This is a genomic window from Vreelandella titanicae BH1 (assembly GCF_000336575.1).
In the GTDB taxonomy this organism is placed as follows: domain Bacteria; phylum Pseudomonadota; class Gammaproteobacteria; order Pseudomonadales; family Halomonadaceae; genus Vreelandella; species Vreelandella titanicae.
On sequence record NZ_AOPO01000004.1, the window covers coordinates 89,703 to 105,172 of the forward strand.

The 15,470-nt window shown below is 52.7% G+C and carries 22 protein-coding genes; 3 read left to right on the plus strand and 19 right to left on the minus strand.

What is annotated here, in order from left to right; genetic code table 11:
• Positions 1-88 precede the first annotated feature (88 nt).
• Positions 89-736: a 3-isopropylmalate dehydratase small subunit gene (gene leuD / locus HALTITAN_RS09445; RefSeq protein ID WP_009286958.1), complete on the minus strand. Its 648-nt coding sequence runs from the start codon at positions 734-736 to the stop codon at positions 89-91.
• A gap of 3 nt (positions 737-739) precedes the next feature.
• Positions 740-2,191 (minus strand): 3-isopropylmalate dehydratase large subunit, encoded by a 1,452-nt coding sequence (gene leuC / locus HALTITAN_RS09450; protein WP_009286959.1) that lies wholly within the window; start codon positions 2,189-2,191, stop codon positions 740-742.
• A 158-nt stretch (positions 2,192-2,349) separates the two neighbouring features.
• On the opposite strand from leuC, the gene HALTITAN_RS09455 reads away from it, so the two are divergent.
• Positions 2,350-3,252 (plus strand): LysR family transcriptional regulator, encoded by a 903-nt coding sequence (locus tag HALTITAN_RS09455; protein ID WP_009286960.1) that lies wholly within the window; start codon positions 2,350-2,352, stop codon positions 3,250-3,252.
• Between the two features lie 110 nt (positions 3,253-3,362).
• On the opposite strand, the gene HALTITAN_RS09460 is transcribed toward HALTITAN_RS09455, so the two are convergent.
• From HALTITAN_RS09460 to HALTITAN_RS09500, 10 genes are all read right to left on the minus strand, one after another.
• Positions 3,363-3,908 carry a macro domain-containing protein gene (locus HALTITAN_RS09460; RefSeq protein ID WP_009286961.1) on the minus strand — a complete coding sequence of 182 codons (546 nt, stop codon included), beginning with the start codon at positions 3,906-3,908 and terminating at the stop codon, positions 3,363-3,365.
• Between the two features lie 162 nt (positions 3,909-4,070).
• Positions 4,071-4,493: a GFA family protein gene (locus HALTITAN_RS09465; protein WP_022523210.1), complete on the minus strand. Its 423-nt coding sequence runs from the start codon at positions 4,491-4,493 to the stop codon at positions 4,071-4,073.
• A 144-nt stretch (positions 4,494-4,637) separates the two neighbouring features.
• Entirely contained in the window at positions 4,638-4,769 is a 132-nt protein-coding gene (locus HALTITAN_RS26215) for a hypothetical protein (RefSeq protein ID WP_255200382.1), read from the minus strand.
• A gap of 100 nt (positions 4,770-4,869) precedes the next feature.
• A complete protein-coding gene (locus tag HALTITAN_RS09470; protein WP_009286962.1) occupies positions 4,870-5,493 on the minus strand; it encodes a peptidase E in 624 nt (207 codons plus the stop codon).
• A 113-nt stretch (positions 5,494-5,606) separates the two neighbouring features.
• On the minus strand, positions 5,607-5,984 hold the full coding sequence (locus tag HALTITAN_RS09475; RefSeq protein ID WP_039859062.1) for a hypothetical protein: 378 nt from the start codon (positions 5,982-5,984) through the stop codon (positions 5,607-5,609).
• 124 nt (positions 5,985-6,108) lie between these two features.
• Positions 6,109-6,705 carry a GNAT family N-acetyltransferase gene (locus tag HALTITAN_RS09480; protein ID WP_022523207.1) on the minus strand — a complete coding sequence of 199 codons (597 nt, stop codon included), beginning with the start codon at positions 6,703-6,705 and terminating at the stop codon, positions 6,109-6,111.
• A 156-nt stretch (positions 6,706-6,861) separates the two neighbouring features.
• Positions 6,862-7,335 (minus strand): GNAT family N-acetyltransferase, encoded by a 474-nt coding sequence (locus tag HALTITAN_RS09485; RefSeq protein WP_009286964.1) that lies wholly within the window; start codon positions 7,333-7,335, stop codon positions 6,862-6,864.
• Between the two features lie 101 nt (positions 7,336-7,436).
• Positions 7,437-8,060: a SagB/ThcOx family dehydrogenase gene (locus tag HALTITAN_RS09490; protein WP_039859064.1), complete on the minus strand. Its 624-nt coding sequence runs from the start codon at positions 8,058-8,060 to the stop codon at positions 7,437-7,439.
• A gap of 227 nt (positions 8,061-8,287) precedes the next feature.
• Entirely contained in the window at positions 8,288-8,920 is a 633-nt protein-coding gene (locus tag HALTITAN_RS09495) for a LysE family translocator (protein WP_009286965.1), read from the minus strand.
• A 59-nt stretch (positions 8,921-8,979) separates the two neighbouring features.
• On the minus strand, positions 8,980-9,726 hold the full coding sequence (locus tag HALTITAN_RS09500) for a DUF899 domain-containing protein (RefSeq protein WP_039859066.1): 747 nt from the start codon (positions 9,724-9,726) through the stop codon (positions 8,980-8,982).
• 266 nt (positions 9,727-9,992) lie between these two features.
• Between HALTITAN_RS09500 and rlmF the strand changes: the two genes are divergently transcribed.
• A complete protein-coding gene (gene rlmF, locus HALTITAN_RS09505; RefSeq protein WP_009286966.1) occupies positions 9,993-10,937 on the plus strand; it encodes a 23S rRNA (adenine(1618)-N(6))-methyltransferase RlmF in 945 nt (314 codons plus the stop codon).
• A gap of 127 nt (positions 10,938-11,064) precedes the next feature.
• Here rlmF and HALTITAN_RS09510 read toward each other — a convergent pair whose 3' ends face one another.
• Complete coding sequence (locus HALTITAN_RS09510) at positions 11,065-11,808, minus strand: sulfite exporter TauE/SafE family protein (RefSeq protein WP_009286967.1); 744 nt, start codon at positions 11,806-11,808, stop codon at positions 11,065-11,067.
• 34 nt (positions 11,809-11,842) lie between these two features.
• On the minus strand, positions 11,843-12,226 hold the full coding sequence (locus tag HALTITAN_RS09515; protein ID WP_039859069.1) for a winged helix-turn-helix transcriptional regulator: 384 nt from the start codon (positions 12,224-12,226) through the stop codon (positions 11,843-11,845).
• A 94-nt stretch (positions 12,227-12,320) separates the two neighbouring features.
• Here HALTITAN_RS09515 and HALTITAN_RS09520 point away from each other — a divergent pair, with 94 nt between their 5' ends.
• On the plus strand, positions 12,321-13,055 hold the full coding sequence (locus tag HALTITAN_RS09520; RefSeq protein ID WP_039859072.1) for an SDR family NAD(P)-dependent oxidoreductase: 735 nt from the start codon (positions 12,321-12,323) through the stop codon (positions 13,053-13,055).
• Between the two features lie 217 nt (positions 13,056-13,272).
• Here the strand turns inward: HALTITAN_RS09520 and HALTITAN_RS09525 are convergent, their stop codons facing one another.
• The 5 genes from HALTITAN_RS09525 to HALTITAN_RS24805 form a co-directional block, all read right to left on the minus strand.
• Entirely contained in the window at positions 13,273-13,686 is a 414-nt protein-coding gene (locus HALTITAN_RS09525; protein ID WP_009286968.1) for a GNAT family N-acetyltransferase, read from the minus strand.
• Between the two features lie 108 nt (positions 13,687-13,794).
• Positions 13,795-14,124 carry a DUF2185 domain-containing protein gene (locus HALTITAN_RS09530; RefSeq protein ID WP_039859075.1) on the minus strand — a complete coding sequence of 110 codons (330 nt, stop codon included), beginning with the start codon at positions 14,122-14,124 and terminating at the stop codon, positions 13,795-13,797.
• 113 nt (positions 14,125-14,237) lie between these two features.
• The gene (locus HALTITAN_RS09535) at positions 14,238-15,077 is read right to left on the minus strand and encodes an IS3 family transposase (protein WP_051051970.1); all 840 of its coding nucleotides are present in this window, start codon (positions 15,075-15,077) and stop codon (positions 14,238-14,240) included.
• The gene (locus HALTITAN_RS26010; protein WP_083868769.1) at positions 15,047-15,241 is read right to left on the minus strand and encodes a hypothetical protein; all 195 of its coding nucleotides are present in this window, start codon (positions 15,239-15,241) and stop codon (positions 15,047-15,049) included. Before HALTITAN_RS26010 ends, HALTITAN_RS09535 begins: the two co-directional genes overlap by 31 nt.
• A gap of 12 nt (positions 15,242-15,253) precedes the next feature.
• Entirely contained in the window at positions 15,254-15,418 is a 165-nt protein-coding gene (locus tag HALTITAN_RS24805; protein WP_083868771.1) for a transposase, read from the minus strand.
• Positions 15,419-15,470 lie beyond the last annotated feature (52 nt).

A 15,470-nucleotide genomic window follows, 5' to 3' on the forward strand; every position in this document is an offset into this window, starting at 1 on the left:
AACATGTTATCGAGCGACTTTGGCCGCTTTGCGCATTGCAATGGGGTTGCAACGCGCTATCAAACTTACTGTGAAAACTGGAAAGCGTTTAGGCAGACTGCCGGAACAACCAGGGGCGCGCAGCTTTATGCTTCTGCTCAAAAGCACGAATGGCGTCTTCGTCTTTTAGCGTCAGACCAATATCGTCCAGCCCTTCCAGCAGGCAGTGTTTGCGGAACTCATCCACTTCAAACTCTAAAATCTCACCGCTCGGGGTAATGACCCGCTGGTTCTCCAAGTCCACATCCAACTGGTAGCCTTCATTGGCATCCACCTCGGCAAACAGGCGATCTATTACGTCTTCTGGGAAGGTAATCAGCAAAATGCCGTTCTTGAACGAGTTGTTGTAGAAGATATCGGCAAAGCTAGGCGCAATCACTACCTTGAAACCGAAATCTTCCAGCGCCCAAGGCGCGTGTTCACGAGAGCTGCCGCAGCCAAAATTGCGCCGAGCAAGTAGCACTTCCGCGCCTTTGAAACGCGGCTGGTTCAAGACGAAATCAGGATTCAGCGGGCGCTGTGAGCAGTCCTGCCCCGGCTGGCCTTCATCCAAGTAACGCAGTTCGTCAAACAGGTTAACGCCAAAGCCGGTGCGCTTGATCGACTTCAAAAACTGCTTCGGGATAATCAAGTCGGTGTCGACGTTGGCGCGGTCAAGGGGTGCTACCACGCCTTCAAAACGTTCAAATTTTTTCATGGTTTAGGCCTCCTGAGCGTGAGTGGCGTCGTTAGCGGGCAAGCTGCGAACATCAACAAAGTGACCGGCAATCGCCGCTGCCGCTGCCATGGCTGGACTGACCAAGTGCGTGCGGCCACCGTAACCCTGGCGCCCTTCAAAGTTTCGGTTAGAAGTAGAGGCGCAGTGTTCACCGGCACCCAGCTTATCCGCGTTCATGGCCAAACACATGGAGCAGCCCGGCTCGCGCCACTCAAAGCCTGCTTCAATAAAGATCTTATCCAAACCTTCCGCTTCAGCTTGGCGCTTCACCAAGCCAGAACCCGGCACCACCATGGCCAGCTTGATGGAATCAGCCACTTTCTTACCTTTGGCGACTTTGGCGGCTTCGCGTAAATCTTCAATGCGCGAGTTGGTGCAGGAGCCAATAAAGATTTTATCCAGCTTGATATCAGTGATTTTCTGATTGGCGTGAAGGCCCATGTACTCTAAGGCACGAGTGTGGCTGCGCTGAACGGTTTCATCCAGCGCAGCGCTGGGATCGGGCACTTGGCCGGAAATACCGGTGACCATTTCCGGGCTGGTGCCCCAGCTCACCTGTGGCTCGATCTCTTCAGCCTGCAAAGTAACCACTTTATCGAACTGCGCATCGTCATCAGAAACTAGGTTGCGCCAGTCCGCCACGGCGGCTTCCCACTGCTCTGCCGTGGGCGCGAAAGGGCGCTTGGCAAGGTAATCAATCGTGGTGTCGTCAACGGCGATCAAACCAACCCGTGCGCCCGCTTCAATGGCCATGTTGCACACGGTCATGCGCCCTTCCATAGAGAGCGAAGCAATCGCGCTACCGGCAAATTCAATGGCATAACCGGTACCGCCAGCGGTGCCAATCTTGCCGATAATCGCCAGCACCACATCTTTTGCTGTTACGCCCAGGCCAAGCTCACCTTCCACGCGCACCTGCATATTCTTCATTTTTTGCGCCAGCAAGCACTGGGTCGCCATTACATGCTCGACTTCCGAGGTACCAATACCGTGGGCCAAAGCGCCAAAGGCACCGTGGGTCGCGGTGTGGGAGTCGCCACACACCACGGTCATTCCTGGCAGTGTTGCGCCCTGTTCGGGGCCAACTACGTGCACGATGCCCTGGCGCGGGTCGTTGATTTTGAACTCTTCGATGCCGTACTCAAGGCAGTTGTCGTCCAGGGTTTGCACTTGAATCAGCGACACTGGGTCTTTAATACCGCTGTTTCCCTCGGCGCGCTCTTTAATGGTCGTCGGCACGTTATGGTCAGGCGTGGCCAAGTTGGCATCCAAACGCCACGGCTTACGATTAGCTAAACGCAGGCCTTCGAACGCTTGAGGCGAAGTCACCTCGTGAAGCAGCTGGCGGTCGATATAGATCAAGGCAGTACCGTCGTCGCGCTGCTTGACCAAGTGCTGATTCCAGAGTTTGTCGTAAAGGGTTTGACCTGACATGTGGCTCTCCTGGGCAGTGCCCTGCTAGTTCGGTATGGCAGCCTCTTCGTGCTGCTTATATGGCGATAGCACGAGTGTTACGCGACTCGCGCATAAAAGCAATTCATGTTATTCATAGATTAGATTCCAAACAGGAATACTTATTCAAGGATTCGTAAGTGGATACCCAAAGCCTACAAGCCTTTCTGGCTGTCGCCGATACGCAAAGTTTCTCCCGCGCGGCGGAGCAGCTTTATCTTACCCAGCCCGCCGTTAGCAAACGCATCGCTACCTTGGAGTCTCAGGTAGGTGCACGGCTGTTTGACCGCATTGGTCGGCGTATTGCGCTAACCGAAGCCGGTAATGTCTTACTGCCCCAAGCGAGGCGCATCCTGTTTACCGTTGAGGACAGCCGCCGGGCACTAGCCAACCTGTCTGGCCAAGTGGGCGGCAAGCTTACCCTGGCCACCAGCCACCATATTGGCCTGCACCGCTTACCACCACTATTAAAGCAGTACACTCAGCGCCATCCGGAAGTCGAACTCGACCTGCGCTTTCTGGATTCTGAGCAGGCTTACCAGGGGGTGCTGGATGGCACTCTGGAAATGGCGGTGGTGACTCTCGCCCCCCACCCTCATGAACAACTGCAGGTCGTAGAGCTTTGGCGTGATCGGCTCTGTTTTACCTGTGCGATTGACCACCCACTTGCCAACCAAGACCCGGCACCTCAAAGCCTCCGGTCATTGGCCGACCTGTGTGAATTCAACTGTGTAATGCCGGGGGCGAAGACCTTTACAGGGTCACTTATTGCGAAACGTTTTAACGAAGCTGGACTTCAATTGCCTGTAAGCATGGCGACCAACTATTTAGAAACGCTAAAAATGATGTGCAGCGTAGGATTAGGCTGGAGCCTGCTGCCGGAAAAGATGATCGACAGCGAACTGGTAGAGCTAAAGGTAGACACCCCGCCTATTTACCGACCGCTGGGCTATTTGGTGCATACCAATCGAACGCTTTCTAATGCAGCGCGCCGAATGATTGAAGAACTGGAGAATACGCGGCGTGATAGTGCTATAAAATAGGCTCAAGTGCACCCGCGGCAGCGCAGCAGTGCTAAAGCTGCCCCCTAAGCAGAAGCTGCACCTCCACTCAGCTCTCATGCATGCGTCATGCTAAACAATTGGCGCTACAGCTAGTCTACTGGATCAATGGTTAAGCGTTGAGCCAGAGCTTGGTGGAGGGTATGCCGGGCTGCTTCGTCGAACAGCACAAAGCGGATCAGGCGCACTTTATGCAAGCTGGGCAGTATGGCTTCGAGGGTAGCCGCACACACCTGAGCGGCTTCTTCCGCCGGGTAGCCGAAAGCACCGGTAGACAGTGCCGGGAAAGCAAGCCGTTCAATACCGTGCTCGTCGGCCAGTTTCAGCGCATTGCGGTAACAGTCCGCCAGCAGTTGATCCTCCGGCTTGTCGACGCAGTATGCCGGGCCCAGGCAGTGAATCACCCAGCGGTTGGGCAGATTATGACCGCCGGTGAGTACCGCTTGGCCCGGGTTGATGGGCGCCATTGACTGCCCCTCTTCGGCCAAGCCGGACCCAGCAGCGCGATGAAGTGCCCCGGCAACGCCCCCACCGGTTCTCAATTGTGCATTGGCGGCATTAACCACGGCATCTACATCGGACTGTCGAGCGATATCGCCCACCACGCACTGCAAGCTGATTCTGCTCTTGTCGCTCATAAGCTCCCCCGTCGATTACCACGCATTACGTAGCGCCCGCTGATGAAGGCTCTCTCTCCTTGCCAAGTGCTGCCGGTTATAACCCTCATCTTGGCAAACCCAAGCTCCGGTGCAAGCCAGCATTAGTAAGAGAGCGGAATTGGTGCACCATGAACTGAGCCTCTACTGCTCCCCAAATTGGGCAAACACTTCTTCCCCGGTCAGCTGCTTGGTTTTTTCTGCTAGTGAATAGTAAGGGGGCTTTTGGTCGATAAATATCTGTTCGGTTATTTTCCAATCATCCGCGCTATCAAGAAGGCCAACGGGAAGCGCGTAATGCCCACCCTGCTTTAAGCGATAGAAGAGGTGGGTGCCACACTGTTGGCAGAAACCACGCTCAGCCCATTCTGAGGAACTGAAGGTAGTTATATGCTCCGAGCCGTTAAAATCCACATCACCGGCAAACTCCACCGCAAACAGCGGCCCCCCACCCCACTTTCTGCACATTGAGCAGTGACAAACGCCGACATGGTTGCTTTTGGTGGTAACGGTGACGCTGACAATCCCGCATAGACAAGCCCCATGAAGCTCCGTGTTGGTTACCATGTGTCTCTCCTTCAGTTCTGATCGTGTTTAACCGTCAAAAGCTAAAATAGCTACGAGGTTTCTCAGCAACATCCACCAAGATAGCTCAAAATTAGACTCTCCATTTAAGGCATGGGCGCACAGCTAGTTTGTTGGATCGATGGTTTAAACGTTGAGCCAGGGCTTGGTGGAGGGGGTATAGGCCCGCTGCGTCAAACGTTTGTCGAGAAAGTAACTCTCGGTCTTCTCAAGCTCGTTAACCACCAGCACATGTTGGGTTGCTTTTACCTCAAACACTTACGACTCCTTTTACCCATATGGATACTTATAATGCCAAGCACTGAGGCGCGAGTTTAGAAGCGTTCGGAGGTTGCAAGCCACGTACCGTTTCGCTTTGTTAAGCTTCGTCAGGCCATACTTCAAACTCATTATCATTTACGACAATTGCTTGTGTATTGCTGATTGGACAAAGGCCTATTTTCTCTTTATAACTGGAGATTATACTCTCAACGGATTCTTTGAATGGAAAGTTGGTATGGTGTGGGACTGGATAAAAAGCAACTAGACCTAGCGAGGAAAAAGAGCCTAAGTTAGGTGCTACCGTGAAATCGTCCATGTCCTTAACATACTCAATATCGCGCGACACAACAATAGAACCGGCTGACTCACCTATATATATCTTCCCTGAATTTATTTGTTCTATTATGACTTTACCTGCATCTGTTCTTTTTAGCTCTTGAAGTAAAAAGAAAGTGTTTCCACCAGTGATATAGATATAATCATTTTTTTGAAGCTTGCTTTCTATTTCATCTTTAGACGCCGTTGAAATTTCAAGTTCATCAACGATAACACCTAGCTTTTCGAGGGCTTCCTTGCCAGCGGACACATAAAACCTCACCTCTTCCACGAGGCTCGCCGTGGGAATGAAGGTAGCCGTTTTGCCAGCGCATTTCCCCCCGGTAAATTTTAAAAATAGATCCGCCACATCCGCAAACGATGAAGTTAGAAACATTTTCTTCATTAACGATCCTTATTACCTGAAAACTGTGACTCTAGAAACTTAATTTGAAGCAAAGCGATGCTCTTCAAAGACGCCCGTTGGCTGCAAGTGTGCACCGCTGCGCATTGTTATGATCAGAAGGTAGTATCCGCAACGGCATACATTTTCCATCCATCGGCCGTCTTGGTAAAAGCATAGAACCCATGAACACTCTCAATTTTTGAACCATCTTTTCTGCATCTGACAGCAGAGGCAACTGCATGAGCTTCACTATCATTGACAGCTGTCACCTCGAATCTCCAATCGACAGAATGATCCCAACCCTTTTCTTTTTTAAGGCTTTTGGGGTCTATCGGATAGGAATCACACATTATCACCGAGCCATTTTTAATATATGCGATTGGATATTTGACCATTTTATCGATCAGCGTTACGTCGTTGCTCTTAAAACCAGCAACATAGTATTCCATGTAAGTTTTATGCACTTCAGACCGTAACTCTTCGAACGACATACCACCTCCTCAACACGTACCATAACACCTGAATAAACGGATCCAGTCATGCTTGTATGGCGTTTAAGCATGCATATAGCGACACTACAAAGCCTTGATCGACTAAGCCACGACGCTTTCCTCACTACGCACGGGGTCGGCTCAACAGATAGTCGAGATGCGCACGCACCTCTGACCATTCGCCCTTGTGCAGGCTATACATCACCGTATCGCGAATAGTACCGTCTCGGCGCAACACGTTGCCACGGATCACGCCGTCCTTTTTCGCGCCTAGGCGCTCAATTGCACGCTGGCTGGCAAAATTGAAGTTGTCAGTACGCCAGCCGACCACATTACAGCCCAACGTCTCGAAAGCGTGTGTCAATAGCAGCAGCTTGCAAGTGGTGTTGACATGCGTGTGCTGCACTCGCTTGGCGTACCACGTGTAGCCAATTTCCACTCTTTTTACGTCAGGCAAAATATCATGGTAACTCGTAGAGCCAAGCACCGTACCACTGGCCTCTTCAATGACGGTAAAGGCAAAGCGGTGGCCTTCCTCTCGGGCTTTCAAAGCAGTATCAATATAGCGGTGCGTCTCGTCAGGCGCTGGTACCGATGTAATGCGCAGGTTCCATAGCTCCCCGTCCGCTGCGGCAGCGCGCAGACCGGCTTCGTGGTTGAGTGTAAGCGGCACGATTTTTACGCCGCGCGCAGAGAGGGTGACGGGTTCAATAAAGGCCATATGTGTACTCAAATATCTTCTGTAGGTGGTCAAGGGAGAAGCTTAACGATGAGCGTAAACAGCTGGATTTAAAGCAGCCAGGTCGCATTGACGTTTTTATTAGCCAAAGAGGCCAAACATTGGGAGGCCTTAAAGAATCCTCGCCTGCTTGCAGGATTACAGCTTGAGTTTCATTCCTTCGTGAGATGCGACGAAGCCGAAGCCCTCATAAAAGCGTAATGCATCCGGCCTCAGCTTGTCAGTTGTGAGCTGAACCAGAACACACCCTCTTTCTTTAGCGCGATTTATGGCCCACTCAAACATAGCGCGACCAATTCCAGATGACCGGATTTCCTTGGATACGCGAACGCCCTCTATCTGAGCTCGCCATCCCCCCTGGTAGGTTAGATATGGAATGAAGGTGATTTGAAGCACGCCCACAATATGATGACCTGTAACTGCAACTACCAACTCATTGTTAGGATCAGCATCGATAGCTTCGAAGGCCATATGATAGGAACGAGACAGAGGACTTGAAGGATCTTCACGCTTTAGACCAAGGCTATCATCGGCGAGCATCTGAACGATAGCTTGCAGATCGTGGTGGGTGGCCACGCGAAACGAAACGCTTTTCTCTAGAGTCTCGCACATCTCAATTCCTCCTTTTAATGGCTAGGGCGAAGCGCACCAGAGGTCTTTATAGAGCAAAAGGAAGACAAGGCGACCCTCGTGCCGCGTATTGTTATGCTCTGTTAGGCATCACGCCGCAGCCCAATGCAAAGCAGCGCAGTAGGGTCCAAGTCCGCAGGCAATCTCAATACTTCTTTCACCCTTGGATCGTCGAAACCTGCCACTAGAACACAACCAACTCCGAGAGCAGTGCTCTGAAGGTGGACATTTTGTGCTAGAGCACCAGTTTCCATATATACATAGCGAGCGCCGCGCGCTCCCTGGGGTGGCTGAGCTTCAAAGTGCTGAATTGCCTCTCCCAGTTTCGCGGCAACTCCGATGACGAGAGCCGCTTCTTTCAACCATGGTTGATCGCCAATCCCTAGCGCTTGCACTGCCCCTTCCGGAACACGGTTCCCAGTTAACTTTAACGAATGGTTGTCAGCCTGATACTCATAGATACCAGGCTCAAGTTCCGATACCCGCTGCACCAATATTTTTAGGTGCAGCGGGTATAATCCACCTGCCGATGGCGTTGCTCTTTTTGTATCCGGCCCTGTTACGCCCTGGGCCGACCAAAGCAATTGAGACAAAACACCGATAGGGAGTGGTGCATTCGTGTACTCCCTCACGCTGCGCCGAGCCGCAATACTGCCAACCAATGACTTGGAGTCTTGCTGCTCTGGTGCAGGTAAGTCGAAGACCATACGTTTACTCCCTATCCATAACAGTGATTATGCGATGCTAATCGACGACGAACAACGTAGCTCCCTGCTCCGTCGAAGAACGATGAAGTTCTGCATTGTCGGCAACTTAATAGCTCGAACCAGGCGTGAGAACAAAACAACGACCATCGTCTAGCTCAGTATGAAGCTCACCTTCGAGGCAGAGCAATATGTGCCCTTTAGCACACCAATGATCGTATATGGCATTATTAACTCGGACTGTTGCGCACCAAGAGAGCGCTAGCACCGATCATCAAACTGCCTGTAACCCAATCCCACCACTGCCGAATGCGCGGCCTGCGTAATGCCTGCGCTACGCGCTCCATAAGTATGACAACGCCCCACCACCAAGCGACGCCAATCAGTACATCAAGCACACCGAGTATCAAAATTTGCCGAGCGGCACTAACCGTGGGATCGATGAACTGGGGTAAGACACTGAGGAAAAAGATGACCGCCTTAGGGTTGAGCAAATTGCACAAAAAGCCATTGGCAAAAGCACGGCTACGGCTAGTGGCATCAATGTTTTCTTGCACGTCTGCCTGTGCACTACGGTGCTGGCTACGACTGCTGTACAGAACTGCTAGCCCCATCCAGATTAAATAAGCCGCACCTGCCCAGCGAATCAGCATAAACAGCTCAGCGGAGCGAGCCGCAATGGCCGAAAGGCCCAGAGCGGCCGTCAGCATGTGTATACAGAGTCCGCTCTGAGCACCCAGCGCAGCAGCTAAACCGAGTCGACGATGCTTTACCGCATATCGGCTGACTAGCAGAAAATCCGGACCGGGAATAAGGTATGCCAGCAATACGACTGCGATAAAGCCAATAAGCTCAATACCCATTTACCTTCCTTCTATTATTATACCCCCCCTGGGATGGAGCTAACGGCGACGGGCGGCAATCAGCAGGTGTGACAGACCGCTTCTGTCAGACTCACATCGTACTCATCGCGGCGACGAACCCAGTCCATGATTTCCTTCTCGTTGCGGCCCTTCGGCGTGATATCGAGATAAACGAAGGCGCCAATAACCTCTTCATTGCCACGGGCGTAGCTGGAGTAGGTATGGAACACAGCGCCACTTTCATCCCTGTAGAAAACGCTAAGACCGGGCAATTCTTCGCTGAAGTATTTCGGATCCTCGATAGTTTGATAATTGTAGTGGAGCCGACCAGCCTCAAGATCCTCCCGTGCGAAAGAGACCTGAAAGTCAAAATTGAAATCGCTGCCCTGGGAGGATACCCAGTTGGCTGTCCAGCCCATGCGCCTCCGGTAGGCTTCCAGCTTTTCCAACGGCGCGCGGGATACACGAACATAACTGACATCGTGATTGGCGAGGTGGACGATGGCGCCCTCGGCATGATCCGCCTCCAGCGAGCAGCTCGGGCAGCCCGCCTCCCAGTCAGGGCCGAACATGAAATGGTGAATGACCAATTGACTGTTTGTGCCAAATAGCTCGGCAAGCGTCTTCTTCCCTTCCAGCGTGTCGAAGACGTATTCTTTCTCCAGCTTAACCCATGGCAACTCACGCCGTTCACGGGCGACCAGGTCGCGCATACGCGTGAGCGCCTTCTCGTTCTTTAGATGGGCTTTGCGTGCCCGAAACCATTCCTCTTTGGAGACAACTCTCGGTGATTCAATCTGGCTCATGACGGACCTCCTCGCGTAAATTCAGCCTTGCTCCGGCTTGCAGCACCGGAATAATGCGTTCTGCATAGAGTAGTCGTTCGCCACTGATCAAAATCGACAACACCACCGCAATTAATGACGAGGGGCATCGGAGCTAACATATACATCCCCGGGAGAATGGGCGTCCATTTAACTACCGAGTATGCTCAACACAACCATGAAGATTATAATCACGGACTAAGCCATACCCTCTCGACAATTGAACGCCAAGCCTCGGGCCTATTACTGTGAACAACCACCATGAAAGTGAAAAAAGCCCAGCCAAGCCTGTTCGTAAAGGCCTGCACCCGAAGAATCTACACAACCAAGGCTATGACTTCCCAGTGCTCGTAAAGAGCCACCCACCACTAGCCCCCTATGTGAAGCCGAACGCTTATGGCGAACTTTCCATCGATTTCGCAGACCCACTGGCAGTAAAAACGCTCAACGCCGCGTTATTAAACCGATACTACAATATTGTCGATTGGGATATTCCAGAGGGCGCGCTTTGCCCCCCGATCCCAGGCAGAGCCGACTATATTCATCACATGGCGGATTTATTGGAGTTTGGGCTTGGACATGAACAGCCCAGCATCAAGCTGCTCGATATAGGGACAGGAGCCAATGGCATCTACCCACTACTGGCCTGCCAAATTTACGGCTGGCAGTGTGTTGGTAGTGACATTAACCCTCAATCGCTTGAGAACGTCGCCACAATTATTACCAACAACCCCAAGCTCAAGGATCGCTTCACGCTACGCACACAGCACGATAAAAACCATATTTTTGAAGGGATCATTCAAGATGGGGAGTTTTTTGACGTCAGTGTATGCAACCCACCCTTTCACGCCTCGCTCGATGAAGCACTTAAAGGTAGCCAGCGTAAATTCAATAACCTTGCTCGTAGTCGCGGCGAACTAAAAGCCACAACCCAATCGCCTACGCTGAACTTTGGCGGGATGGGCGCAGAGCTCTGGTGTAAGGGGGGCGAACAGCTGTTTCTTAAAAAGCTAATAAGAGAAAGCCAGGAGTATGCAACTCAATGCCGCTGGTTTAGCAGCCTGGTTTCAAAAGCTGACAATGTTAAGCCTGCCAAGAAGCTGATTCGTAAGCTCGGTGCGGTTGATGTACGGGAAATAGAGATGAAGCAGGGAAATAAGATCACGAGGATATTGGCCTGGACATTCATGTGAGCCGTTCCCGAGATGGCGCATGATTATGCGAAGTCTACCGTGACATTGTGGGCTCTAGCTCAGGAATAGGCAGCTATGCTACGGCCGCTTTCAGATCCCACCGCCGCCACGAAAGGCGCTACCCGCCCTATGCAAGGGCGGTTTTGCTGACCAGCACGACACCGAAGGCGATCAGCATCAGCAACACCACTTTGCGGAAGGTGTCGGCATCCATCCGCTGGCGCACGATACCGCCGATCTTGGTGCCGACGTAGACGGGTATTAACCCCAACAGCGAGATCCAAATCGATTCGACCGTCATGAGTCCCAGCTTCGCCAGGCCCACGGCCATGATCAGGCTCGAAAGGGTAAAGGAGATATTGATCGCCTGGATAAACCGCTTGGGATCGAGTTGAAGCGCCAGCAGGAACGGCAAGACCGGCATGACTTGCGATCCGGTCATGCCATTCACCAGACCGGTGAGAAAACCGGAAACCGGCGCAAGTTTGCGGCCCAGGCTCTCCGACATCGGTTGGCCAGGGCGAAGCAGCGTGAAAGCGCCGTAGCCGATAAGCACCAGGCCCAGTATCGCGCCGGCGACCAGGCTATCGATCAGATCCAGCACGGCGAGGCCAATCAGCAGGCCGGGAATGGTGGCGAGAAACATCGGCCAGAAGCGCTGCACCGTCTCCCCAAAGTGCCCTGCCTGCATCATCACGATGGCGTTACTCACCAGCGAGGGAATGATGACCAGCGGTATGGCGGATTTGAGGCCCAGCCCAAGCGCGAGGATGGGTAGCGCGGATGTTGAGAACCCCAGACCGGTCGCCCCTTTGACGAAGGCAGCCACAAGATAGGCACAGGCGATGATCAGAATCGTCTCGAAATTCACGGTGCATCCATACGGTAACTCTCACAGATTGGTCTTAGACCGGCTTCGCTTCCTGCCGGCTGGTTTTCCGGCGGTCCATCGCCGCGGCAATGTCCTCTTCGTGCTCTTCGCCCCAGCCGCAAAGCGGCTCCATGGCCCGCACCAGACTTGCCCCGAAGGTCGTCAGCGAGTAGTCGACGCGCAGCGGGATCTCTCCATAGTCGGTGCGCTGGACAATACCGTCGGACTCCAGCTCCTTTAGCTGCTGGATCAACATTTTGTCGCTCACGCCCCGGACGCTTCGCTTGAGCTCGCCGTAACGCGTCGGGCCCTTGTTCAAAAAGAACAGAATCAACGGCTTCCACTTACCAGAGATCACGTGCAGCGTCGCATGCAGGCCACAAATGAAACGTGGGTTTTCTGAGTTTTCTTTCGCCATAACGGGTACTTACCAAAAGGTGCATACTTGAACATTTGTAAGCGGTTTATATATCGTGAAAGCGAATCGAGTCAACACACACGGAGACCCAACCATGAGTCGGCTAAACGGTAAAATCGCACTAATCACAGGCGGAGCCAGCGGCATCGGCCTGGCCTCGGCCCAACGCCTCATCGACGAAGGCACCTTCGTCTTCATTGTCGGACGGCGCCAGGACGTCCTCGACAACGCGGCTGAGGCACTGGGATCTAACGCCCGGGGTCTCCAGGCGGATGTGACGAAGCCGGAGGATCTCGACCGCGTATTCGAGACAGTGCAGAAAGAGAAAGGCCGCCTGGACATACTGGTGGCCAACGCGGGCGTAGGCGAATTCGCCAGCCTAGGACAGATCACCGAGGAACACTACGACTATATCTTTGACATCAACGTCAAAGGCACCCTCTTCACCGTCCAGAAGGCCCTCCCCCTGATGACGAACGGCGGCTCCATCATCCTCACCGGTTCCACGGTCGGCAGCATGGGCACCCCCGCTATGAGCATCTACAGCGCCTCCAAGGCGGCCATCCGAAACCTGGTGCGCAGTTGGGCCCATGATCTTAGGGGCACCGGCATTCGCGTGAACGTCATGTCTCCTGGCCCAACCAAAACAGACAAGTTAATCGAATTGCTCCCATCCGACGCCCTGAGCGAGATGAAACGGAGCGTACCCCTTGAGCGTCTGGGCGATCCCCAAGAAACCGCAGGCGCGGTGGCGTTCCTGGCGTCCGACGATAGCAGCTTTATGACAGGGAGCGAGGTATTCGTTGACGGGGGCTACGCGCAGGTTTAGGGGTTAGGCGGAGAACGGGAGGCAATGAACCAAAAGGGGTCAGATAGATTTTAGATCAGTCAGCTTGGTTAAAAATAAATCAACCTGCCTCATTAAGTGATCACAATAAACTCGATCTGCCCCCTTTAATTTTGGCTTCCCTTACACATAACACGGAGCACAGCGGCGGCCAGTCAGGGACGTCCGGCGGCTGCAAGCCGCGTACTGCTGCGAATTGTTATAAATCAGTTACTTTGGTGCTCATGAGAGCACTATTTCCAGAGAAGCCAAACTTCTCGTACAACCCTTGAGCATCGCGGGTTTGCAACACCATTTGAGTTCCCTTTATGGCCGGGTGCGTAACCAAGCATTCCATGATCCACTGCCCTAAACCGGCACCCCGATACTCGGGCTCAATCACAATATCCGCTACCCAGGTAAACGTAGCACTATCGGTGACTGCCCGCCCAAAACCTATCTGCGTGGCACCCCGGTAAAGACTGAAGCAGATGGAACCAGCAACCATGCGCTCTACGGTTTCTCGGGGACGGCGGTCACCCCAATAGGTTGCAGCAAGCAAGCGGTGGACAATATCCAGTTGCACTTTGGACTTGTCGTCAGTGATTAGGTAATCGTCCTTACGCCATTCCATCGATGGCTACTCCCTGATTTATAACGCCCCGCTAAACGGCGAGCGTTAGAGAGTCCGGTGGAGGCCACGCCTTTTGTGGCCGGAACGAATTTGAGCGGCTTGTTATGTTTAATCATCGATCTCAACAAGCTTACCCTCAGCATTTCTCTCGAATGCCGAACCATATGGAGCATCAAGAAATTCGACTATGTCAGGACTGTAATTAGCAATTGTGTTTACGTCATATATTTCGTGATTGCTTGGATCATCCATGTATTTCTCCGACTCCTTACCCCACATGAAACACCAGCCACTATCCATATCGTTTCGCGGCTCATCACGATACATGTAGCCCACCTTTTTTCCATGGACGGTAATCATATCCGTTGCTATACATCCGCCGTACCCTTTGGCAACATCCTTGATTTCATCAGCTCTCAACTTGAATTTTTTGGACATGACTCAGAACTCTCCAAAAAACATAACGCAAAGCTTTGGGGCGGCTGGAGCGCATCGTAAGCCGTCCCAGCCACGATAGTGTGGACTTCCCCCAATAAAATGGACACGCCCCATCAGTTGACTCCTTCGAACTCTAGCGGAGTCCGGTAACCAAGGCCACTGTGCAGCCGTTGGGTATTATAAAAGCCTTCAATATAGGCTTTTATATGTTTCCGTAATTGGCGCATCGTCACGAAGCTGGTGGCGTGCAGCAATTCTCCCTTGAGGGTCTTGAAGAACGATTCAACCTCGGCATTGTCGGTACACTGACCAGGTCGGTTCATGCTGTGTTTTACTTGGTACTGCTTCAGCAGCGCTTGTGTCTTATGAGCTCGGTATTCGATGCCGCGATCCGTATGGAACAACAGGCCAGAATCCGGCTTACGGCTTGTGAAGACCTCCCGCAACGTTGCTCTGGCAAAGTTTGCGCTCAGACTCGCCCCCAAGCGCCAACTGATGATGCGGCGTGAGTACAGGTCCAACACTACCGCCAGGAACACGTACTTCTTGCCAAGCTTGATATACGTGACGTCACTGCTCCACTGCTGGTTTTCCGCAGTCGGCCTCGCTGCCTCAAGTCGATAATTTGGCAGGGCTTTCAGATCATTCCTGAGCTTCCTCAATCGGCGGTACACATGAGCAGAGCGGGCCTTCATGCCCCACTCCCGCATAATTTTCGCGACCCGATTCTCTCCGACCACCAAGCCTTCTCGGCGCAGCGTCTGGTAAACGCGAGGACTACCATAACGGCCTTTACTGTTGTCGTAGATCTTCCTGATCTTCAACAACAAGTCTGCCTTGTCAGTGGCTCTCTTGCTGGGCTCCCGGTTGGCCCAGGCATAGTATCCAGACCACGACACCTTCAGATGTCTGCACAGCGCTTTTACACTGTAGTCTCGTCGGTGTTTCCAGATGAACCGGAACGCTTCCGTCGTTCCTCGGCCTGAAAACGTTGAAACTTTTTTAGAATGTCGTTTTCCTCCTGAAGCTCCGATATCCGGCGTTTCAGGCGGGCAACCTCATCCTGTTCCTGGATCTTCTTCTTGGCGTCTGCTGGCGCTTTCTTTACCCGTTTCATGGCGAACTTTCCCTATCGGTATTCCTTACGCCAGCGTGACAGCATGAAAGGGTGAATATCCAGCGCTTCGGCGACGCTTTTCACACTCCGGTGGGCCTGGTGACTCCACTCCACCGCTTTGACCTTGAACTCAGTGCTGTACTGCTGAGTTTTCTTCCCCGTGATCATCTCCGGCATCGTATTTCTCCTCCTGCGGAGTTATCGATGCGTGTCCACTGAACTGGGGGAA